This window comes from Bacillus sp. FSL W7-1346 (assembly GCF_038593335.1).
Taxonomy (GTDB): Bacteria; Bacillota; Bacilli; order Bacillales; family Bacillaceae; genus Bacillus; species Bacillus altitudinis.
This window is the reverse complement of the sequence record NZ_CP151988.1, coordinates 676224-697511: the sequence shown is the minus strand read 5'-3', so window position 1 is coordinate 697511 and position 21288 is coordinate 676224. Positions and strand designations below refer to the sequence as shown.

The following is a 21288-nucleotide window of genomic DNA, read 5'->3' as shown; positions in this document are numbered from 1 at the left end:
ACATGACGGTAATCAGCATTTATACGAGCATCAACATACCTGCCTTTCCTTTTGATTTCCTCACATACTTTGACAAAAGTTGAAAGATTCCTCTAATTAGAAATAAAAAACCGCCAAAAGGCGGTTTTCAGATTGTTGACAAAGGGCGAAAATGAACTTGATTTTAGCCCTTTGTCTTCTTTTCAGCGTGATGAAAACCTTTGCAGCCCTAGGAAGGACGAGTACTGGCGCGGAGCGAATTTCACATTCGTGAGCACCAGCACGCAGGACTGACAAAGAATGCGAGGTTTGTCTACACGCTAAAAACCGCCAAAAGGCGGTTTTTATTTAGTCATATATATGGACCGTTGGTTCTTTATCTTCAGCATTTTTTGTGATGAGGGCTTCTTGCTGATCAGAAGAGGTGATGTTGATTTCTATATTGGTGCTCTTATAGTAATCCATGACTTCACCTGTTAAGTATTGCGTGAATGCCACGACTTCTGTTTTGCCGTAGAATTGCATTGGAATTTCTACTTTCATTTTTTGCAAGTTCCCGTTTTTATAGAAACCTTTGCCTACCACACCTGTGTAATTCGGGAAGTAGTCTTCTACCTTTGTCTTGAAGCGGTCAAATCGCTCTGAATCATCTTTGTAGCTGCTCTTGGCATTATCTGAAGGGAAGAAGACATTCTCTTCTTTAATCGTATCCCAACTGCCAATATCAGCTGATCCTGCTTTTACATCAGTTTTAGCGATAAAGTTTCCTGGAACAATAGATGATTTTGGTGCTTGTTTATAAAGAGCAATCATGATTGGGACTTTTTGCAGTCCGTCCATTTGACGAAGGCGTTTAATGACTTGTTCCGCAATTTTTTCGCCCTCTGCTAAAAGTTTCTTTGAATTTTTCGATGAATCGATGGTCACCTCTTGCTGAGGATCTCCGATATTTTCGCGATAATAATAGACAGAGTTAAGCGCAAGACCGATGACAACCCCGCCAAGCTGTAAGCTATTTTTATCTTTTCTGATTAAGTAATTATGCTCTAGCATGGAAGCTAAGTAGATTGGACTATTCTCATTTTTTGACTTTGTTGAACCTGAGTTTGGAAGAGCAGGGTTTAAGCCTAAGTTCTTAAAGTCTTTGTCTTCTTTTTCAGCTTTTTTCAGATCACTGCCTGTTTTTTTGCGGGCAAGCCAGCTGAGAACAGTATCTTCATCTAAATGCTGTCCTTCTTGGAACAGATAGTCGTTTGTATTGAATGATTCTGTTGCCAGGCGCATGAGTCCTGTTTCAAATTCATCAATGTCTAAGCGTGTATTGAGACGCTCTGCAGTTAGTCCTCTTGCCGCTCCTTGTTTAAACGGCAGCACCATTTTGTAATAGGAATCAGAGATGTTGTACATTGGGATGATCGCTGTTTCTTTCGTTTCATCCGTTTTTTGTGTGACCTCTTCCTCATCCTTTCCCCCAAAAGGTGCACACGCTGACAATACCAGTGTGAGCATTGTCAGCAGCAATAGCAACTTTTTCAATAGAAAACACTCCTCTTATTTCTTTAGCTCCTCGAGCATTTTGGCTTCGTCCCAAATTTCAATATTGAGTTCTTCTGCCTTTGTCAGCTTACTTCCAGCTGCTTCGCCGGCAATGACTAAGTCTGTTTTTTTACTCACGCTACCTGCTAACTTGCCGCCTAATGCTTCGATCGCTGCCTTTGCATCATTACGAGACATTTCTTCTAATTTCCCCGTCAGCACAATCGTTTTTCCTGCAAAGTAGGAATCACTTTCTTCTACTTTCACGGGTTTTGGCCCTGTGTAGGTCATATTGACCCCAAGTTCTTTTAGTTCATTTAGCAGATCTAGAATTTCTTCTTTCTCAAAGTACGTGACAACTGCATCGGCCATTTTTTCACCAATTTCATCTACTTCAAGTAATTGCTCTTTCGTCGCTTGTTTTAACTGATCGATATCCTCAAAGTGCATGGCCAATGTCTTCGCAGCTTTAGAACCAATAAATCGAATACCGAGTCCAAATAATAACCGTTCAAGAGAGTTTTCTTTCGATTGCTCGATCGAACGCAGTAAATTATCGACTGACTTTTCGCCCATTCGTTCTAGCTGAATCAACTCTTCTTTTGTTAAACGGTAAAGGTCTGATACACGAGAGACAAGCTGTTCTTTGAAAAGTTGTGTAATGACTCGCTCGCCTAGCCCATCAATATTCATCGCATTACGAGACACAAAGTGAATGAGTCCTTCACGTATTTGGGCGGGGCATTGTGGATTGATGCACCGAAGCGCCACTTCTCCTTCTATTCTGACCAGCTCACTATGACACTCTGGACATTCAGTCGGCATGTGAAACGGCTTTTCTTCTCCTGTTCGCTGATCAACAAGAACCCCTGCAACCTCTGGGATAATATCGCCCGCTTTTTTGACAATCACTTGATCAAAAAGGCGGATATCCTTCTCTTTGATCAAATCTTCATTATGAAGAGAAGCACGTTGCACTGTCGTTCCTGCCACTTTTACAGGCTCAAGAATCGCTGTTGGGGTGATGACGCCAGTACGCCCCACACTTAGTTCAATATCAATCAGCTTCGTCACGACTTCTTCGGCCGGAAATTTGTACGCAACAGCCCAGCGTGGACTTTTTGCTGTGAAGCCTAGTTCTTCTTGCTGTGCCAATGAATTGACTTTAATGACAATGCCATCGATTTCGTATGAGAAATCAGCACGCTTTGTTTTCAGTGTTTCAATGAGGTCGATCACTTCTTCAATGGTTTGGCACATCCGTCTTTCTTTGTTCGTTTTAAAGCCAAGCTCATCGAGAAGATCAAGTCCTGCGCTTTGCGTATTAACACCAATTTCATCAAGCTCCGCTATACTGTAGACGAAGATATCAAGGTTTCGTTTCGCTGCAATTTTCGTATCGAGCTGACGAAGTGAGCCAGCAGCCGCATTACGCGGGTTCGCAAACGGCTCTTCTTCGTTTTGTAATCTTTTTTCGTTAAGGGCTTCAAAAGAAGGTTTTGGCATAAATGCCTCGCCTCTCACTTCAATCGACAGAGGCCGATTGATTTTGAGCGGGATGGAACGAATGGTTTTGAGGTTCTCGGTAATATCCTCACCTGTTGTCCCATCACCCCGCGTGGCACCCCGTACAAACACGCCATTTTCATAACGGAGAGAAACAGCGAGTCCGTCAATTTTCAGCTCGACATTGTAAGCGACGTCGTCACCGACTGCTTGACGAACCCGGCGGTCAAAATCAAGAAGGTCCTGTTCATGAAACGCATTGCCGAGACTGAGCATCGGTGTGCCGTGACGTACTTTTTGGAAGGCGTCTAAAACAGCACCTCCTACTCTTTGCGAGGGTGAATCCGCAGCTTTTAAATCAGGGTATTCTTCCTCCAGAGAGATCAGCTCACGCATCCGCGCATCATATTCAGCGTCAGGAACACTTGGACGATCCAGTGTGTGATATTCGTAGTTGTATTGATTCAAAATCTGGTGTAGTTCCTCGATCCGGCGTTTCGCTGCTTCTTTATCCATCTGCTTCTTCCTTTCACTTCATCCGTTTTGTCAGTCCTATCAGTTTATTGCTTTTCGATTGGCGCAAATGCGGCAAGGAGACGCTTAATGCCTGTAGGGCTTGGGAAGGCAATATCAAGCTCTGTACTATCTCCACTACCTTTTACACTCACAACCGTGCCAACGCCCCATTTTTTATGAGCGGCTTTATCACCGACAGCCCAGCCAATGCTGCCGCCGCCTGTGTTTTGAATGGTTTGCGTTTGTGGACGTGAGACAGGCCCTCGTCTTTGCGGTCTTTCTCTCGTTTGGCCAAACGGTGTTTTCGTTTCTTTTTTCTCATTTAGGTTGTCCAATAAATCAGCTGGTATTTCTCTGATAAATCGTGATTCCAGATTCATGTTCGTCCGGCCGAATAACGTTCTCATTTTTGCACTTGATAAATAAAGCTCTTCTTCGGCCCGTGTGATCCCTACATAAGCAAGACGGCGCTCTTCTTCCATCTCGGCATCTTCCATTAATGAACGACTGTGCGGGAAGACGCCTTCCTCCATTCCCATTAAGAACACAACGGGGAATTCAAGTCCTTTTGCTGCGTGGAGGGTCATTAAAATGACCGCATCCTGATCTTCTTCCTCAGCCTCATCCAGCTTATCAATGTCTGCGACAAGGGCGAGGTCTGTCAGGAAGGTGACAAGTGATTTATCTTCATTTTGTTCTTCAAAGTTTTTAGTGACCGATAGAAACTCGTCAATATTTTCTAAACGGCTTTGTGCTTCAATCGTTTTTTCGATCTTCAGTGCTTCACGATAGCCTGTTTTCTCTAGGATCTCTTCCGTTAATTCTGTGACAGATAAATAATCCTGCATATTTGTCATTTGATCAATGAGCTGTTTGAACTCATCAAGTGCATTGGCTGCTCTTGCACTGAGTCCAATGAAATCCACCTGACCAAGTGCTTCAAACATAGAGAGATCATTCATTTCTGCGTATGCGGCAATTTTATCAACAGAAGTCGCCCCAATTCCACGCTTTGGTACGTTGACAATGCGTGCAAAACTAATATCGTCATCTGGATTTGCCACAAGGCGTAAGTATGCCAAAATGTCCTTGATCTCTTTTCTGTCATAGAACTTCGTGCCGCCGACGATATTGTATTGAATGTTCGCCTTCATTAACGTTTCCTCTATGACACGTGACTGAGCGTTCGTTCGATAGAGGATCGCAAAATCAGATAATTTACGCTTGCCGCTCTGATGAAGCTGACGAATCTTTCCAGCGACAAATTGACCTTCACCGAATTCATTATCCGCACGGTAATAGGCAATCTTCGCTCCTTCATCATTTTCTGTCCAAAGATTTTTCGGCTTACGGTTTGAGTTGTTTTGAATCACCGTGTTTGCGGCATTCAGAATACGTTTGGTCGATCTGTAATTTTGCTCAAGCAAAATCACTTCACTGGACGGATAATCTTTTTCAAAGGAAAGAATGTTTGTAATATCCGCTCCACGCCAGCGGTAGATAGACTGATCCGAGTCACCGACCACACATATATTTTGAAAACGCTGCGCGAGCAATTTCACAAGCATGTACTGCGCTCTGTTTGTATCCTGATACTCATCGACATGAATGTATTGAAATTTTCGCTGATAGTGTTCTAATACTTCTGGTATCCGCTCAAACAGACGAATCGTCATCATAATAAGATCATCAAAATCGAGTGATTGGTTTTTGAGTAATCGTTTTTGATAATCTGTGTAGACGTCGCTGACCACTTGATCGTAAAAGTCACCGGCTGTTTTTGCGTATTCCTCTGCGTCAATGAGTTCGTTTTTTGCACTGCTGATTGAACCTAAAATGCTACGTGGATCAAACTTTTTAGGATCGATATTTCGTTCTTTTAAAATGTTTTTAATGACTGAAAGCTGATCAGATGTGTCTAATATAGAAAAGTTGCGGTTCACACCAATACGGTCAATATCGCGTCGTAAAATGCGCACACACATGCTGTGGAACGTAGAGATCCAAATGTCATCCGCACCAGGCCCTAAAATGGCTTGTACACGCTCACGCATTTCTCTTGCTGCTTTATTTGTAAAGGTAATCGCTAAAATATTCCACGGTGCCACATGCTTTTCTGCCATTAAATACGCAATTCGATGCGTGAGCACTCGTGTTTTTCCACTACCTGCTCCTGCCATCAGTAGCAGCGGTCCGTCTGTTGCTTTGACCGCTTCTTTCTGCGCGTCATTCAGCCCTTTTAATAGATGATTCGATATTTCATTCATTTCATTCACCGCCAATTCGAACTTATGTTCTATTTTAACCCGTTTCGTCTTGTTTGACTATGATGACTTTTTCACTGCGTCGACTGTCTTTAACGCTTCTTTAAAATTGTCATAAATGACGTTTCCCACGACGACAACGTCTGCATGCTGTGCAAAGTCTTTCGCCTGCTCTTCGCTTTCAATACCGCCGCCATAAAATAGAACCGTTTCATGTAGCACTGCTTTGGTTTCTTTCACAAGCTCTATATCTCCAAGCGTTCCGCTGTATTCTAAGTAAAAGATGGGCAGTTTCATCAAGTGCTCTGCCACTCTCGCATATGCCCTTACGTCATCTATATCCAGTGCCGTATTTGCCTCTGTCAGCTTAGCCGCTTTACACTCTTCGTTTAAGATGACATATCCTTCCGGCACAATCTCTTCCATTGACATCAAATCACCGTATTCCTTCATCGCATCCTTATGCAGACCAACAATCCAATCAGGATGAGCGCTGTTTAACACAGTGGGGATAAAATACAGGTCAAAGCCAGGCACAATCATCTCATGTGTCGAGATTTCAAGGACACATGGCACAAGAAAGCGGCGCACCTTTGACATCAGTTGCAGCACGTTGTCTTCTGTCACGTTGTCACTGCCACCAATTAAAATGGCATCCGTACCAGATTCACAAATCGCTTCAAGTTGTTCATCGGAAATCTCTTTATTTGGATCGAGTTTAAAGACATGCTTCCACTCGGTAACATCATACATGAAAAACGTTCCTCCATTCGTTTCATTCCATTTAAATATTATAACAAAATCAGACACCGCAAAAAATGGGTAACCTCCTTCAGCTAAAAGTTTCATTCTTTTGAAAATAGTCGATTTTCACTTTAGGCGAGGTGAATGATTCAAGAGGCGAGGGAGATAAATAGATCGATGCTGAACTGAAATGAGAGCTACTTCATCTCATCACATGATATTATACATGAAAGGAACATTTTACTATCGACCAAGCAGGTGAATGATTTGAAAAGAACCATCACATATGATCAAACGATCAACATCGGATACATCTATCTCATCCCGCCTCGAATCGGGACAATTAAAGAAACCATTGAATTAGACGTGAATGAATGTGTGAACGTAGACATCGACAAAGAGGACCGAGTGGCTGGGCTGGAGTTATTTGCAGAAGAAGCCAAGGTGTTGAAACACACACCCGTTTATGAGGACGAGCTTTCGTTACGTTTTACGGATCAGGAAGTTCTCTCAACCTATCATTTATCGGGCATTGAATTTCAATTCTCAACGCCTGATCACAATGGACTGATTGGTTTTACCATTGTCGATCCTCTTAAATATCATGTCAAAAGAAAGACAAAAAAAACCGTTTTGATTGATTCAAAACGGTTTTTTAAAGCTATTGTCTCACTTCATTAAAATAATGAACAGATGTCATGGCCCCTTCATCGACCATCTTGTTGTCTTGAATATCTAATGGATCAGGGTGTCCAGCTTTTTCAGGAACCTTTTCATCTGATCGGAACATGCTTGCCCATTTTTTGAGATGCTGTTTATTTTTCACTGCTAATAACACTGCACCACCAACCCCTAATCCTGCAAGTACATACGCATTCGGACGCTTATTCATGTATGTTCCCTCCCCTTATGATCTTATTTGTAAGTTACCCCGCCTTTTCATTTCTAAACGTCACAATCTGTTGAAGTGGTTTCTCTTTCAATGAAAAGTGGAATAACAACAGTAATGATAGAGAAAAGAGGGGATTTTCGTGACAACAACTTTCATTGTCATTGGCGCATTATTAGTGATTTTTTTCATCATACCAATCATTTTATTCATCTGGATTTGGATGCGAGATGAAAAACAAGAAGAACACTCTGTCCTGCGGAATTATCCGGTCATTGGAAAATTGCGGTTCATTTTTGAAAAAATAGGACCTGAGCTTCGCCAATATCTCTTTCTCAATGATCGAGAGGAACTTCCTTTTTCAAGAAGAGAATACGAGCAGGCCGTCATGTCTGGAAAATACAACAGCCGGACAATGGGATTTGGTTCAAAACGTGATTTTGACAAGCCAGGTTATTACATTCGAAACGTCCTCTTTCCAAAGCAGCGAGATGAATTGCGCATCGACCAATCAGAAAACATTCAAACAAAAGTGTATCAAATTGATCAAGATAATTTACTTAGAAGAAGTGAACATACGAAAGAAGTTGAAGCAAAACCTTATTATCTCCATGAAGAAGATGTACAAATCATTGGTGAACATACATGCCAAAAACCCTTCCGCGTCAAGGGATTGATTGGTCAATCAGCCATGAGCTACGGCTCCTTAGGCGACCGGGCGATTACGGCTCTATCCTCCGGCTTAAAAATGGCTGGCGGCACATGGATGAACACAGGTGAAGGCGGGCTTTCGCCTTACCATCTCAAAGGGGGCGCCGATATCATTTGCCAGATTGGGCCTGGTTTATTTGGGGTTCGAACAGAGGATGGCGCATTTTCATTTGAAGAGTTTAAGAAAAAAAGTGAGCATGATGAAGTAAAAGCCTTTGAACTTAAGCTAGCACAAGGAGCGAAAACACGCGGGGGACACATTGACGGTGAAAAAGTCACAGAAGAAATTGCCCAAATCCGCAAACTGCCGCCGCACCAATCCATTGACAGTCCGAACCGGTTCGAGATGTTTCACTCCATTCCTGACATGCTTGATTTTATTGAACAACTGCGAAACATCGGTGGAAAACCAGTTGGAATCAAGCTAGTTGTTGGACATAAAGAAGATATCGAGGAGCTTGCTCTCTATATGAAAAAAAGCGGAAAACATCCTGATTTCATTACAGTGGATGGCGGAGAAGGTGGCACAGGTGCTTCCTTTCATGAACTGGCTGATTCCGCAGGCCTGCCCATTTTCACCGCACTGCCGATGGTCCATCAAATTTTGAAGAAATATGGGGTTCGAGATCACCTCAAGCTGTTTGCGTCTGGTAAACTTCTCTCCCCTGATAAAATCGCAATTGCCCTTTCCATGGGAGCGGATTTTGTGAATATCGCACGAGGATTGATGTTCTCGGTTGGCTGTATTCGGGCGCAAGTATGTCACACGAATAAATGCCCAGTTGGGGTTGCCACCACAGATCCAAAGCTGCAAAAGGGTTTATCCATTGAGGAAAAGAAATACCGTGTCTGCAATTATATCCTGTCCCTTAGAGAAGGTTTGTTTAATTTATGCGCAGCAGCTGGAATCGAATCACCTATTCATTTTAACGAAAAACATATTATTTTTAGACAAGAAAACGGTCAGACAAGTGAAGTCCCTATGTTCTCAGGCACAGAGCAGTCTGTCTAGCTTAAAAAGGTGCGTTTCCGCACCTTTTTTCGTTGACATTCTTGCGCAATCACGTATAAAAGACTTAATAGATCTATGATAAGGAGAAAGAGTATGCGTGAAAAAAAGATCCGCGGTATGAAACGAAAGACTCAACAGATCATAAAAGAAATGAACGCACATACGCAGTCGTTTCCGGCGAATGTTACTGACTACTGGCACCTGCCTTTACCAGCGGCTTATGATTTTATGACGTCCAACAGAACACCGAAAAAGATCAAACGTCTATGCATTCAAACTCTATTGAATAGAGCTGAGCATCTCATTGATTTGAAACCAAACGACGGAGACATATATCGTGTCGTGGTCGCAGTCGATCTGCCTGGATTATGGCATTCACAAATCATTGTGTTTAAAGGGGATTCTTATGTGAAAGATTTCTTCAACAGACAAGATGAGTATCAGACATGGCTTCCCCTTTCTGATCAGAGAAATATTCAAAAAGAATGGGATTTATCTGTTGCACAAAATATGCGAACCATCGGTTTTAAGGAAGTAATCACTGATGACGATGAAGTGTCCTATGAAGGTGAACGATGGTTTATGGGGGAACTTGATGATATCTAATAGAGCCATTTCAAATGAAATGGCTCTACTTGTTCAACTTCAAAACGACAAATCATAAAGAATGTTTGCAGTGAAAGCTGCTTTATTTTGTTTCGTCCGTTGCTTGTTGCTCTGCTACGCGGTCAAGTGCCATCGTATAGGCATCATTTCCGTAGTTCAAGCAGCGTTTGACACGTGAGATAGTGGCTGTACTTGCACCTGTTTCCGTTTCAATTTTGTGATACGTATTTCCCTCGCGAAGCATACGCGCTACTTCAAGACGCTGTGATAAAGATTGGATTTCATTGATGGTGCACAAATCATCAAAAAATCGATAACATTCTTCCAGGTCTTTAAGGGATAAGATGGAGTTGAATAGCTGATCTAAGCTTTTGCCCCTTAATTTATCAATTTGCATCTTTATACATCTTCTCCTTTACTATTGGCACACCGCTCCGCACTGACTTTTCTGAGAAAGCGGTATCTTTCCTGACTCATTTTTTTCAACCTCAGCAATGAGCTTTGAACGAATCATGACAGGTTTGGTTCTACGCTGAAAATACCATCAGGTTCTTTCGTAAGCCGAAGCTTCTTTATCGTAAACAAATTCGACAAGTTTTGTCATATTCCTTGTGCGACAATCTGACAAACTTGTTTGCCTCCGATATCTAGAACACTTCTGCTCTGTTAAGTCTTTCCCTAAAAAACAGTATGTGTAGAAAGCTTGGCGAGACGACAAAACTGCGCCCCGCCTTGCTTAATTATTCAAAATATGTTGGTCGGCCAGCGTAACCGACAGATTCATTTTACAATTGGGCACTTCATTCGTCATGTCAAAGCCCTATGCTTTGTCACCATATCTAGCAGCGAAGAGATCCATTGCTCACTCCTGCCCTATAACAGCGGTCAGAAATCTAGCAAATATGATACAGCTCCACTCTGTTATATTTTAACGCATTATAGACGGAAAGAGTACAGTTTTTTTCATGACATCAAATATTCCTCTTGGTGTCACTCGAATATACGGCAAGTGTGTGCTTTGGAAAAAGACAAGTGTATCAATTGGGCAGTCAAATGGATACCCGCGCTCAATGAGTAGCTCGCGTAATGTTTGCTCCTGCTGAAGAACCGTTTCAAACGATTCAGCTGATGCACAGCCTGATAATTGCAACGGGATTTCATGCAAAATCTTTCCGTTTTCTGCGAGCACAATTCCCCCGCCAATTTCTTTCATTCGCTTATGAGCAAGCATCATATCATCTTTATTTTTCCCAATCACTAAAATGTCACCCGTGGTTGAAAATGAGCTGACAAATCCTTGCACCTTGTTTGCAAATCCTTTTAACACTGTGTTCACGCGCCACTCGCCTTTTCGATCAATCAGACTGAAGAAGCTTTGATCATGGTCACAGGACAGCTGGTTGACAGAGTTATCAATCTCCACTGTATAAGGCTCCATAATAACAGCATTTCGCATTTTGACACCAAGCGGCATTGAGAATTGCAAGTCACTCATCGTCAGGTCATAGCTTAAATCTAATGGTTCGAGCCCGCCATTTTCCCATTTTGTCTCTTGGAATTGATGCCGGTTCTCCCCCTCTAATTTAAGGATCACCCCTTTAGAAATCACCGTTTCTGGATTTGGATTCATCGGATCATCTAAAATATTCAAAGAAGCCAATCGGCCAGGACCGACCACGCCTAATAAGTCATCAATTTGATAGTATTTCGCAATGTTAAAGGTCGCCATATTGTACGCATCAATAGTAGGCACGCCTTCTTCAAGGGCAATGGAAATGAGACGATTGATCATGCCTTCTTCATAAAAGTGAGGCGCTGATCCATCTGTTGTATAGAAAAAGTGATCGTAGTGCCTAAAGTCACGCTCATGCAATTCCCTTAAAATGTTCACTAAATCTGGGCGGATGGAAGAATGACGCAACGACACATGATAGCCAAGAGACAAGCGTTTGAGCACATCGTCTGCATTCATTGCTTCATGATCACTGTCCGCTCCAAACAGCTTCATTTTTGTTAGCGTTTTCTCAGAAGCCCCAGGGAAATGCCCTTCAATTCGTTTTCTCTGCTTCTTCGTTTCTTGCATGCAATATAAAATGAGATCATCACCGTCCATTAATCTTGGCCAGCTCGTTAATTCGCCGCCTTGTAGGACGTCGGGATGATCAATCCATTCTTTCCGATAGTTAATAGGGAGCATCTCATCTTCATACCTGACCTCGGTTTGAAGATCGTATCTGGACCACCAGAAATACTGAAATGGCTGCTTTTTTAATTCGCATAGAGCGGAAAGCGCTTTCTTTTCATTGCTTTGCAAAAGAAGAAATAAGTTATCGCTGACCATCGTTGTTGTGCCAAATTGAGACACATATTCTGCAAGTGATTGGGGATTATAAATATGGAACGGATGCGCGTGAGGTTCAATATACCCCGGCACAATGTATTTACCTTCACAATCAATCACACGTTTAGCTGATTTATTTTGAGGAAGCTCTGCTCCGACATAAACAATTCGATCATCATGTATCCAAATATTTGCCTTCACCCATTGCTTCAAAAACGGGTTTAGCACGAGTCCATTCGTTAAAAGGAGTGTTGGAACTATTTTTGAGTCGACTACATCGATTTGTGTGCGGATGTCATTGTTTCTCCAATTAAAAGTACGTTCGGACATTCACATACTCTCCTTCATTTGTATTAGCCCTATCGTAACATAACGAACCACGTTACGCATTAATGAAACGTTACAATTTCTTGAAATCACACTTAAAATAATTTAAAAAAGGAGAATCACTTGCAATGAAACCTAATCTTGGCTTAATGGAAGCGCTCATGAGAATTGCCTGCGGAATGACGATATGTACTGTAGCTGGATCCTTATATGCTCGAAAACCATGGAGTAAAATGCTGCTTTTTGGCATCATGCTCGGCGGATTAAAATTGGGTTCTGGTATTCTTCGTTTTTGTCCAGTGACCTATATGTGTGAACAGCAGAATACACATAAAGAGAAGGCTGAGTAGACAGCCTTTTTCAGATTGTTGACAAAGAGCTAAAATGAATTTTATTTTAGCCCTTTGCCTTCCTTTCAGCGTGACATGAAAACCTTTGAAGTCTAGGAAGGGCGAGCACCGGAGCGGAGCGAATGTTACATTCGTGAGCACCGGCGCACAGACCAGCGGGCGAATGCGAGGGTTTATCTGCACGCTGGAGAAGGCTGAGTAGACAGCCTTCTTTTTTTGTGTGTGAATCACTCCGCTGCTTCGCACCATTTGACCAACGTACCAGCAATGATTTCTGCTGCTTCAATGACATGTTTGATCTCAATAGATTCATTCGGGAAATGGGCAAGCTCTGTCGTTCCAGGTCCAAACACAATGATTGGGATATCCGCTGCTTGTGACAGTAATCCGCCGTCTGTCCCCCAAGGGGCGGCTTCTACCTTTGGCGGGTGCTGCATGACCTCTTCATATTGTTCCTTCAATAGACCTAAAAGCGGGTGATCAGAGTCGATTGACCCTGGAAGCCATCTAGCACCAAACCACTCCACCTCCACAGGATGTTCTTGAAACCAATCATCCTTTTCCGCGAGTCCAGTCATCCAATTTTCTAATTCCTTCTCTGCCTGCTCAACTGTCTCACCTGGCATCACACCTAGCCTGCCTTCCATTGTGACAAGATCTGCAACAGAGGACGGCCAATCACCGCCTTGAATTTTCCCAATGTTGATTGGAATTGGAATCGGGATATGCTGAAACAGCGGCTCCGTCACTCGCTGATTTCTTTCTTTTTCTAGTGCCGCTATATGAGAAAGGACCACCGTGCTCTTTTCAATAGCAGAAACACCGTGATACCTTGTTCCGCCATGAGCTGCCCTTCCTTTAATATGCAGCCTGAACCACTTTGATCCTTGCTGAATCGGAAAAATGTTCATATGACTTGGCTCTGGAATGATAGCAGCATCCGCTGTGTACCCTTTCATTATTGCTGCAAGTGTGCCTGCTCCGCCGCTTTCCTCTTCGACGACACTATGAAACACCACATCTCCTTTAAGGGGAATCTGAAGCGCATGCAGTGCCTCAAGCGCAAAGAGTAAAGAAACGTTTCCACCTTTCATATCTGTTGCCCCGCGTCCATAAAGTCTCCCGTTTATGATATGCCCGCTGTAAGGCGGATATGTCCATTGATTCTTATCTCCTGCCGGAACCACATCTACGTGCCCGTTTAATAAAATTGATTTGCCGCCACCTTTTCCTTTCAATCGCCCAGCAACGTTGGGACTCCCTTGAAAAGATCGGCGCGGGGAATAAAAATAAGGATGCTCTAGTAATTCATCGCCGCCAATTTCCCAAACGTCTACATCAAAGCCAATGGCGGACAGTTTATTGGCCACGATCTGCTGAACCTCTTCTTCATTTCCTTGGGTGCTGTCACATTGCACCATTTGCTGAAGAAGCGTAATGGCTTCATCCTGATGCTCTTTCATCCAGTTTCTGATACGTGTCTTTGGCTGCAAGTCGTTCATCCTTTCTACACAACAGATTTGACATCAGGCGCTAAAATTAATGGCGCTTCAGTCGCCCTTATGACATCTTCCGGCTGAAATGGCGGCATGACTTCACGTAAAATGAGCAGCTGAGACTTGACCTCAATGACCGCCATATCCGTAATAATCAAATCGACACACGCTTTAGCGGTTAATGGCAATGTACAAGCCGTTTTCACTTTAGATCGACCGTGTTTATCAAGATGGCTCATCACCACCACCACTTTTTTCGCTTTTTGCGCCAGCTCAATCGCTCCGCCCATACCCGGTACTCTTTTCCCCGGTACAATCCAATTGGCAAGATCCCCTTTACTGCTTACTTCAAGTGCACCCAAAATCGTCATATCCAGCATGCCTTTTCGGATGATGCCAAAAGCAGTCGTACTGTCCATGTACGAGCCGCCCTTTGTCAACGTAATGGGAAAACCACCGGCATTGCACAAATTCGGATCTTCTTCCCCTTGCAGCGGCGAGGCTCCTGCCCCCATAATGCCGTTTTCTGCATGCAGCCACACCTCGTAATGTGATGGAATGTAATCTGCCGAAAGGGTCGGAATGCCGATCCCAAGATTCACAATCATGCCGTCTTCAATTTCTTGTGCTGCTCTTTTGGCAATGCGGTGTCTTAAATCGATGTCTCCCATGCCCATGTCCAGTTCACTCCTTTTGATTGCACGATTTGATTCACAAATACGCCTGGCGTCACGATTTCTTCTGGATCGAGCTGCCCTGCTGCCACAATTTCTTCTGCCTCCGCTATGGTCCAGTCTCCTGCCATCGCCACAATCGGGTTTGTATTCCGTGCGCTTTTATCAAAAATCAAGTTTCCCACTTCATCTGCTTTGTAGGCATTGACGATGGCAATATCCGCTGTGAGCGCAGGCTCTAACATATAATTCTTCCCATTCAGCTCAACCAATTGTTTCTCATCGAGATTCAGGCTATCCATCCCAACATCTGTCACAATGCCCGCCAGCCCCATTCCGCCTGCTCTGATTTTTTCTGCAAGAATGCCCTGCGGATAAAAATGAACGTCTAATGTACCAGCCTGCATTTTCTGTCCGGCAATGGGATTTGAGCCGATATGAGAGGCGATGATTTTTTTCACTCTTCCTTCTGTGATGAGCCTGCCCACACCAATTTGCGGGAAACCTGCATCATTTCCGATCAATGTCAGATCTTGAATATTTGCTTCCAAAATGGCATCAATCAACGATGGTGGTGAACCCACGCCGCCAAATCCGCCAAACATGATGGTCATGCCATCTTTTAATTGCGTCATCACTTCATCCAAACCCACAGTTTTGTTCATGTTCGTTCCTCCTTACATAGCAGATGGGAAAAACCCTCGATTGATTACTTCTTGTTCGACTTGTGTGATGGTCTGCCCGAATAAATCAATGAGTTCATCCATTTCCTGCTGTGTGATGGAAAGCGGCGGTGCGATCATAACCGCTGCGCCTCCGACTCCATCCTCTCCAGCGCTTGCTGGATACACCAGCAGTCCATTTTGTTTTGCCGTTTCAACGACGAGATTGGTTATCTGAGCATGTGCAGGAAATGGCGTTTTGGATAAACGATCTGCGACAAACTCAATGCCAATCAGCAATCCCTTCCCTCTCACATCTCCTATGATGGAATGATTGACTTGCAGATCTTTTAAAGCATTCATTAGATATCGCCCAGAAAGGTCAGCCCGATCGGGAAGCTGATGCTTTTTCATATATCGAATGACCGCTAATGAAACAGCTGCTGAAAGCGGATTGGCACTATATGTGTGCCCTGCCATGACAGAGCCGGACCCACTGATAATCGGTGCCATCACACGATCCGTTGAGACAACTGCTGCGATTGGAGAATAACCTGCGCTCATGCCCTTTCCAAGAACCATGATATCTGGTACCGTGCCCCAGTGTTCCATCGCAAACATTTTCCCAGTTCGTCCAAAGCCCGTCATGACTTCATCTGCGATCATTAAAATGTCGTTTTCTTCACAGACACGCTTCATCGCTTCGTAATATCCGTCTGGCGGCAGGAGCGCCGCTCCCGCTGCGCCAACAATCGGTTCAGCAATCAATGCGGCGATCCTCTCTTTTCCTATACGCTGGATGACGGTTTTAAATTCCTGGACATACCACTCGACCTGCTTGCTGTCTTCCTTTGGCAGCCATGACCTGTAGCTATAGGGCGGTGACAGCACTGGATGCTTTTCAAGCAGTGGTTCAAAACGCTCTCTCCTTGCAATATGACCTGACATTGACAACGCCCCTAATGTAATACCGTGGTAACTCATCCATCTTGAGATGATATGATTTTTTTCCGTCTTCCCCTGCTCTTGCCAATGCTGAATCGCCATTTTCATAGCGGTCTCCGTTGCCTCTGAACCGCTCCCTACAAAAAAAGACCAGTTCAGATCACCTGGGCAAAGTGTACTCAATTCATACGCTAGTTCTTCCGCTGGTTCATTCGTAAATTGTGACCTGTACGTAAAGCTCACCTTTTTCGCTTGCTCCGTCATCGCATCAATAATCTCTTGTATGCCATGTCCAATACTTGCCGTGACTGCCCCTGATGAGCCATCTATATATTTTTTTCCGTCCCGATCATATAAATAAATCCCCTCTCCTCTCACAGCCACAGGATATTGCTGATTTAACATCGGTTTGATTAAGTAATCCCGGGTCTCCACTTTGTCATTCCTCCCTCTCTTGTCAGCAGCTGCACTTTTCTTTTTACATGAATCGCAAGAAAATTTTGTATACTTGGTATAAGATTAGCTTAATCAAGAGGGCAGTCATCCTCCATTCGCCATACGCCCGAATTTCACACGTGTTTTTTATACATGGTGTATAAGAGTGTTCAAAAGGAGGTCATGAGTCTATGGCGATTCTCGTCAAAGATGCACTCTCGCTCGATATGATGAAAGAAACCAAACTGCTTGCTGGAGAAAATGGACTGGATCGTCTTATCCAGTGGGTGACCATTGTGGAAATTATTGAGGACACGTCTAGACTTTCCGAAGGAGAATTACTTGTTACAACTGGATTTGGACTGACAGAAAATAAAGAAAGACGCATCCGGCTTGAAAAATTGATTCAATCTCATCGTCTTTCAGCCATTGCCATTTATAAAGGCGTGTACTTAACGGAAATTCCCGCATCACTCATTGAAGCCGCCGAAAATAGCGGTATTCCGCTCATCGAGATTCCGCCCCACGTCAATTTTTCAGACATCACAAAAGCCGTTCTAGAACAAATCGTCAGCAGTCAGCTCCATCAGCTCAAATATTCTTCCGCGATTCATCAAAGACTGACCCATTTAAATGTGAGCAATAAAAATGTCACGCAAATTACAGATGAACTGGCACATCTCACAGCGGCAAATATCGTCGTACTGGATGTGTTTTTGCACCAAACAGCAGCTCATCTCGAAACAGACGAAGTGACCTATTCTCATGCTTTTGGCTTTCTAACAGATGACGAACCGATTGAAACCTCTTCTCTGCTCAAGCAGGCAGAGGAAAAAGGCCGGCTCGTCTATGACACATATGGTGCGTTTGTTCTAGCCGCATGCCCTGTGATTGCAATGGGGGATATTTTCGGGTTCATTGTGGCGTTAAAGAAAAAAGAGACGTGGCACCATCTCGATGCCATCGCCATTGAGCATGCTGGTGCGGTGTATGCGATTGAATGGTTGAAACAAAAAGCCATTCAAGATACAGAAAACCAAATGCAGGGGCATTTATTGGATGATATGTTGCAGCAGCAATACACAGAAGAAAGCTATGTCATCGAACAAGCAAGAAAGCTGCAATATGATATGAGCGAAGAACAAGTCGTCATCTACTTTCAATTTCAGCATCAGCACACACAGCTCGATCATCAAATGGTGCAGCGCCTATCCCAATTACTCACATCCATTTTTGAACGCAGACAAATTCCTTTTTTATTAAAGGCAAGGCTTGATTCCATTTTCGTCCTGACACCAGCGGGGAAAAGCACTTTCCAAGAAACAAATTGGTATCGCGCATCAGAAGAATGCCGCAGTACTTGGTCTTATTTTTTCCCCGTCCATCCCATTGTGATTGGCATTGGAAGAGCCTACGACCAGATCAGTCTCTTTGCCAAAAGTGCAAAAGAAGCCCAGTATGCAGCAAGGCTTCTTCCTCTTTTGAAAACAGATGACAGCATCATTCATTATCAGAAGCTCGGTCTATATGGTATGCTGCTTGAAATGAACGAAGCCGGAATGAATTTGCATGACTTTTACGTGGAGCTGTTAAGCCCGCTGCTTTATACAAAAAAACAAGGAGCTGACCTCATTCATACACTCGAAGTGTATTTGGCACACAATGAAAATATTCAAAAGTCAGCGGGGGAATTGTTTATTCACCGGCATACGTTAAGCTACCGGTTGAAACAAATTGAAACGAGAACAGGCTGCAGCCTCAAATCCACTGATGATCGGATGAAGCTGCAGCTAAGTATCATGGCGTACCGCCTATCTGGTCTTCTTGATCAGATGAGAACCATTTCATGATTCATTTGGCGTTTTGACCCATAGATTCATATCTTCAATTTTGTCAAAAATATAGCAGTTGTTTTGAAAGCGCCCAGTGTATGTATACCCGAGCTGATAAAATACTTGATTCATTCCATAGGACAGTGCACGGGCAAGAGAATAAAAGACATAAATGTGCATGGATTGAAGCTCTTGTTCGAGGGCTAGAATCAAATGATGCATGAATCCTAGTTTTCTGTATGTGGGAAGGGTTGCACAATCTGTTAGTTCTGCATGACCATACGGTACATTGATTTCAGCGGATGCGGCACTTACAAGTTGACCGTCATGTTCAACGGCATAAAAAACCGTCCCTTCCTCCATTACCTTTCGGATGTAATCTGGCTCATTCATTGGCGTGGGGTACGTTTCAAAGACCGTATCATAGAGCGCTGCCAGCTTGTGCACATCCTCTGGACCGGCTTTCCTCATCACATACTCATCCTGCCACACGCCTTGGTCTTTTTTAATCGGCTTTCCTTGAATAGACGCAACGATTTCATCTTCCTTCAACCAAAATGGGCTGTTCATTCGATCTTCGGTCAGAAAGAGCGACATGCCGTATGCATCACTTCCGAGAAAATAATGAGAAAACACCCCTTCAAGCCGAAAGCCTTTTGCTAAAAAAAGAAGCATATGCTCGCGCCTTACTTTTACAATAACCTTAGACGCCTTGCAGTCCGCCGCTTCCTGAAGCACGGACTGAATCACATCCTGCACCCTGCCGCTATAGTCATCCAAACGAATTCGCTCATTAAATGGATCCATACAGATCAAAGCAGAAAAACGCTCGTTTGCAAGTTTCTTCAATTGCACCATACACTCATTCCCCTCTTAGCTAATGAAAAACTTCCAAATTAAAAATGAAGAAATAGCAATGCCAGAAAAAATGGATAGGATCATATAACTAATGGCTGAAGCTTTTTTCATTTTATTGTGTTTAATGGCAAATAACATAATGTTATTTATATTTATGAGAAATGAAATGATCATGAATATTGCAAAGAGAATAATTGCCTTAAATTCCATGTTGCCTCCTCGTGAATGGGTCATCCAATAACACTTCTCCATATTCGGGCTATATCCCTTCTAATCATCAAAAGAAGAAAAAACACCTTTCCATCTCGTCAGATAGAAAGGTGTTTTGATTAAACGTTTTTTCCCGCAGCCTTCAGCGCACGGGCGCCAATGTCACGGCGATAAAATAAACCTGGCTGAATGATTTCTTCAACCGCTTCATACACTCTTGATCTTGCTGCTTCAAATGTGTCGTCAAATGCGGTCACATTTGCTACACGGCCGCCATTTGTGACGAATTGATCGTTTTCCTTTTTCGTTCCTGCATGGAAGGTGACGACATCAGAGACCGTTGTTTGCAAAGCACCGATTGGTGTGCCTTTTGCGTAGTCTTCCGGGTATCCTTCTGATGCAAGAACGACACTGACAGCAGCTGTGTCTTTCCACTGCAAGTCCACATCTTTTCCATCTAGAATGTCGAGGAATACTTGGACTAGATCTGATTCAAGACGAGGGAGCACTACTTGCGTTTCAGGGTCGCCAAAGCGTGCATTGAACTCAATGACTTTTGAGCCTTCTGGTGTCAGCATTAAGCCTGCATATAAAATGCCTGTAAACGAACGCTCTTCCTGCACCATCGCACGAGCTGCTGGTTTGACGACGTCTTCCACCGCTTTTTGTACCACTTCATCAGAAATTTGTGGAACCGGTGAATAAGCGCCCATCCCGCCGGTGTTTGGTCCTTTGTCATCTTCAAATGCCCGTTTATGATCCTGTGCGATCACCATCGGATACACCTTTTCTCCATTGACAAAGGCCATCAGAGAAAACTCTTCACCTGTTAAAAATTCTTCAATGACAACCGATGCACTCGCATCGCCAAACTTTTCATCCTCTAAAAAGTCATGCAGGCAGTTGATCGCCTCTTCAAGCGTCATTGCCACTGTCACGCCTTTTCCTGCGGCAAGCCCATCTGCTTTAATGACAATTGGGGCACCCTTTTCTTCCACATATGCCTTCGCTTCTTCAAACGATGTAAAAGTGGCGTAAGCGGCTGTCGGGATATCATAATTTTTCATTAAGTCTTTTGCAAATTCTTTTGAGCCTTCAATGATTGCGGCTTTTGCATTCGGTCCAAATACCTTGAGACCTGCTTCTTCAAATGCATCGACGACACCTGCAATTAAAGGAACCTCTGGACCGACAATTGTTAAACCGATGTTATTGTCTTTTGCAAAACGAATTAACGCCTCATGATCTCCCTCGTCGATCGGTACAAGCTTTGCTGCGTCTGTCATTCCATCATTGCCGGGTGCGACAAATACTTGGCTGACAAGTTCGCTTTGATTCACTTTCCATGCGATGGTATGCTCTCTTCCGCCTCTGCCGATAATTAATACGTTCACA

The 21288-nt window shown here is 43.5% G+C and carries 18 protein-coding genes; 5 read left to right on the top strand and 13 right to left on the bottom strand.

Going from position 1 to position 21288, the window contains the following annotated elements:
- Positions 1–327 precede the first annotated feature (327 nt).
- The 4 genes from NST09_RS03480 to NST09_RS03465 are packed head-to-tail and all read right to left on the bottom strand — an operon-like array spanning position 328 to position 6554.
- Positions 328–1488 (bottom strand): CamS family sex pheromone protein, encoded by a 1161-nt coding sequence (locus tag NST09_RS03480; protein WP_235184544.1) that lies wholly within the window; start codon positions 1486–1488, stop codon positions 328–330.
- A 42-nt stretch (positions 1489–1530) separates the two neighbouring features.
- Positions 1531–3537 carry an NAD-dependent DNA ligase LigA gene (gene ligA, locus NST09_RS03475; protein ID WP_146271553.1) on the bottom strand — a complete coding sequence of 669 codons (2007 nt, stop codon included), beginning with the start codon at positions 3535–3537 and terminating at the stop codon, positions 1531–1533.
- Positions 3538–3581: 44 nt separating this feature from the next.
- On the bottom strand, positions 3582–5804 hold the full coding sequence (gene pcrA, locus NST09_RS03470) for a DNA helicase PcrA (RefSeq protein ID WP_056705666.1): 2223 nt from the start codon (positions 5802–5804) through the stop codon (positions 3582–3584).
- A gap of 57 nt (positions 5805–5861) precedes the next feature.
- Positions 5862–6554, bottom strand: coding sequence for a heptaprenylglyceryl phosphate synthase (locus tag NST09_RS03465; protein WP_008344257.1), 693 nt, complete (start codon positions 6552–6554; stop codon positions 5862–5864).
- 258 nt (positions 6555–6812) lie between these two features.
- Here NST09_RS03465 and NST09_RS03460 point away from each other — a divergent pair, with 258 nt between their 5' ends.
- Positions 6813–7226 carry a DUF2283 domain-containing protein gene (locus NST09_RS03460; protein ID WP_046342872.1) on the top strand — a complete coding sequence of 138 codons (414 nt, stop codon included), beginning with the start codon at positions 6813–6815 and terminating at the stop codon, positions 7224–7226.
- Here NST09_RS03460 and NST09_RS03455 read toward each other — a convergent pair.
- Positions 7207–7437 (bottom strand): hypothetical protein, encoded by a 231-nt coding sequence (locus NST09_RS03455; RefSeq protein WP_017366762.1) that lies wholly within the window; start codon positions 7435–7437, stop codon positions 7207–7209. The genes NST09_RS03460 and NST09_RS03455 overlap by 20 nt on opposite strands.
- Positions 7438–7576: 139 nt before the next feature.
- Between NST09_RS03455 and NST09_RS03450 the strand changes: the two genes are divergently transcribed.
- On the top strand, positions 7577–9157 hold the full coding sequence (locus tag NST09_RS03450) for an FMN-binding glutamate synthase family protein (RefSeq protein ID WP_342493353.1): 1581 nt from the start codon (positions 7577–7579) through the stop codon (positions 9155–9157).
- 93 nt (positions 9158–9250) lie between these two features.
- Positions 9251–9763, top strand: a complete 513-nt coding sequence (locus NST09_RS03445) for a DUF3916 domain-containing protein (protein ID WP_213406477.1) — start codon at positions 9251–9253, stop codon at positions 9761–9763.
- 82 nt (positions 9764–9845) lie between these two features.
- On the opposite strand, the gene NST09_RS03440 is transcribed toward NST09_RS03445, so the two are convergent.
- Positions 9846–10160 carry a YerC/YecD family TrpR-related protein gene (locus NST09_RS03440; RefSeq protein WP_007496879.1) on the bottom strand — a complete coding sequence of 105 codons (315 nt, stop codon included), beginning with the start codon at positions 10158–10160 and terminating at the stop codon, positions 9846–9848.
- A gap of 531 nt (positions 10161–10691) precedes the next feature.
- Complete coding sequence (locus NST09_RS03435) at positions 10692–12434, bottom strand: adenine deaminase C-terminal domain-containing protein (RefSeq protein WP_342493352.1); 1743 nt, start codon at positions 12432–12434, stop codon at positions 10692–10694.
- A gap of 125 nt (positions 12435–12559) precedes the next feature.
- Between NST09_RS03435 and NST09_RS03430 the strand changes: the two genes are divergently transcribed.
- Positions 12560–12781, top strand: coding sequence for a DUF2892 domain-containing protein (locus NST09_RS03430; protein ID WP_008344274.1), 222 nt, complete (start codon positions 12560–12562; stop codon positions 12779–12781).
- 227 nt (positions 12782–13008) lie between these two features.
- On the opposite strand, the gene NST09_RS03425 is transcribed toward NST09_RS03430, so the two are convergent.
- The 4 genes from NST09_RS03425 to NST09_RS03410 are packed head-to-tail and all read right to left on the bottom strand — an operon-like array spanning position 13009 to position 16993.
- On the bottom strand, positions 13009–14274 hold the full coding sequence (locus NST09_RS03425) for a peptidase (protein ID WP_144610677.1): 1266 nt from the start codon (positions 14272–14274) through the stop codon (positions 13009–13011).
- 14 nt (positions 14275–14288) lie between these two features.
- Complete coding sequence (locus NST09_RS03420) at positions 14289–14954, bottom strand: 3-oxoacid CoA-transferase subunit B (RefSeq protein WP_342493351.1); 666 nt, start codon at positions 14952–14954, stop codon at positions 14289–14291.
- A complete protein-coding gene (locus NST09_RS03415) occupies positions 14930–15616 on the bottom strand; it encodes a CoA transferase subunit A (protein ID WP_129548141.1) in 687 nt (228 codons plus the stop codon). Before NST09_RS03415 ends, NST09_RS03420 begins: the two co-directional genes overlap by 25 nt.
- A 12-nt stretch (positions 15617–15628) precedes the next feature.
- Positions 15629–16993, bottom strand: a complete 1365-nt coding sequence (locus NST09_RS03410; RefSeq protein ID WP_052320331.1) for an aspartate aminotransferase family protein — start codon at positions 16991–16993, stop codon at positions 15629–15631.
- A 191-nt stretch (positions 16994–17184) separates the two neighbouring features.
- Between NST09_RS03410 and NST09_RS03405 the strand changes: the two genes are divergently transcribed.
- Positions 17185–18843 (top strand): PucR family transcriptional regulator, encoded by a 1659-nt coding sequence (locus NST09_RS03405; RefSeq protein WP_046342866.1) that lies wholly within the window; start codon positions 17185–17187, stop codon positions 18841–18843.
- Here the strand turns inward: NST09_RS03405 and ablB are convergent.
- Together ablB and purD are read right to left on the bottom strand one after the other, a co-directional pair.
- Positions 18838–19683: a putative beta-lysine N-acetyltransferase gene (gene ablB, locus NST09_RS03400; RefSeq protein ID WP_342493350.1), complete on the bottom strand. Its 846-nt coding sequence runs from the start codon at positions 19681–19683 to the stop codon at positions 18838–18840. The genes NST09_RS03405 and ablB overlap by 6 nt on opposite strands.
- A gap of 329 nt (positions 19684–20012) precedes the next feature.
- A complete protein-coding gene (gene purD / locus NST09_RS03395) occupies positions 20013–21287 on the bottom strand; it encodes a phosphoribosylamine--glycine ligase (protein ID WP_113747738.1) in 1275 nt (424 codons plus the stop codon).
- Between the last annotated feature and the right edge of the window lies 1 nt (position 21288).

Bases quoted from the DNA above. Each gene is read 5' to 3' on its own strand.
- NST09_RS03480 (WP_235184544.1), bottom strand. From the start codon at position 1,488: ATGCTCACACTGGTATTGTCAGCGTGTGCACCTTTTGGGGGAAAGGAT.
- ligA (WP_146271553.1), bottom strand. From the start codon at position 3,537: ATGGATAAAGAAGCAGCGAAACGCCGGATCGAGGAACTACACCAGATT.
- pcrA (WP_056705666.1), bottom strand. From the start codon at position 5,804: ATGAATGAAATATCGAATCATCTATTAAAAGGGCTGAATGACGCGCAG.
- NST09_RS03465 (WP_008344257.1), bottom strand. From the start codon at position 6,554: ATGTATGATGTTACCGAGTGGAAGCATGTCTTTAAACTCGATCCAAAT.
- NST09_RS03455 (WP_017366762.1), bottom strand. From the start codon at position 7,437: ATGAATAAGCGTCCGAATGCGTATGTACTTGCAGGATTAGGGGTTGGT.
- NST09_RS03445 (WP_213406477.1), top strand. From the start codon at position 9,251: ATGCGTGAAAAAAAGATCCGCGGTATGAAACGAAAGACTCAACAGATC.
- NST09_RS03440 (WP_007496879.1), bottom strand. From the start codon at position 10,160: ATGCAAATTGATAAATTAAGGGGCAAAAGCTTAGATCAGCTATTCAAC.
- NST09_RS03435 (WP_342493352.1), bottom strand. From the start codon at position 12,434: ATGTCCGAACGTACTTTTAATTGGAGAAACAATGACATCCGCACACAA.
- NST09_RS03430 (WP_008344274.1), top strand. From the start codon at position 12,560: ATGAAACCTAATCTTGGCTTAATGGAAGCGCTCATGAGAATTGCCTGC.
- NST09_RS03420 (WP_342493351.1), bottom strand. From the start codon at position 14,954: ATGGGCATGGGAGACATCGATTTAAGACACCGCATTGCCAAAAGAGCA.
- NST09_RS03415 (WP_129548141.1), bottom strand. From the start codon at position 15,616: ATGAACAAAACTGTGGGTTTGGATGAAGTGATGACGCAATTAAAAGAT.
- NST09_RS03405 (WP_046342866.1), top strand. From the start codon at position 17,185: ATGGCGATTCTCGTCAAAGATGCACTCTCGCTCGATATGATGAAAGAA.
- ablB (WP_342493350.1), bottom strand. From the start codon at position 19,683: ATGGTGCAATTGAAGAAACTTGCAAACGAGCGTTTTTCTGCTTTGATC.